Source organism: Pseudoalteromonas sp. P1-16-1b (genome assembly GCF_001401785.1).
Classification (GTDB): Bacteria; Pseudomonadota; Gammaproteobacteria; order Enterobacterales; family Alteromonadaceae; genus Pseudoalteromonas; species Pseudoalteromonas undina.
This window is the reverse complement of the sequence record NZ_LKGQ01000051.1, coordinates 1-695: the sequence shown is the minus strand read 5'-3', so window position 1 is coordinate 695 and position 695 is coordinate 1. Positions and strand designations below refer to the sequence as shown.

The 695-nt window shown below is 39.1% G+C and carries 2 tRNA genes; both read left to right on the top strand.

From position 1 onward, the window contains the following. The first annotated feature begins 117 nt into the window (after window positions 1–117). Window positions 118–194 (top strand) — tRNA-Ile (locus AN392_RS18080). 111 nt (window positions 195–305) lie between these two features. Continuing rightward, a tRNA-Ala gene (locus AN392_RS18075) sits at window positions 306–381 on the top strand. The last annotated feature ends 314 nt before the right edge of the window (window positions 382–695 follow it).

The window sequence follows — 695 nt, the reverse complement described above, 5'->3', positions numbered from 1 at the left end:
AAGGTAGCCCTAGGGGAACCTGGGGCTGGATCACCTCCTTATACGATTTAGAACTTATTTGTTCGTAGTGTCCACACAGATGATTGTTAATTGTAAAGAGAACAACACTTATTGTTTGGGTCTGTAGCTCAGCTGGTTAGAGCGCACCCCTGATAAGGGTGAGGTCGGTAGTTCAAATCTACTCAGACCCACCACTTCTTCTTAATACTTCGTTGTAAGCTTCGTTGTTTAGTGAACTAAACAGCCTCAACTTGCGCCTTGTCTTAAAAAGAAGTCGGTATACAAACAGTAAGACCAGCATATGTGGGGCTATAGCTCAGCTGGGAGAGCGCCTGCCTTGCACGCAGGAGGTCAGCAGTTCGATCCTGCTTAGCTCCACCACTTTACTTCTTAAAAATAAATATTCTTTTATCGGGTAGCACAATCACCTGAGAATAGAGTGTGTTTAATTTTGAGAAGTTTTTGATTCTCTGCTCTTTAAAAATTTGGAAAAGCTGATAATAAAATTCGTATGAATGACATTGTTATTTGTACAGAGTTTTCAAAAGTAAAAAAGAATGATAGCAGTATCATTCAGTGCCATTTAATAAACGTTTACGTTTGTTGATTGGTATCTACTTTAGTATTCAATATTAACTTCTGGCGAAGTTAAACTGTCACAAAACAAAGACCCGTTTGGGTTGTATGGTTAAGTG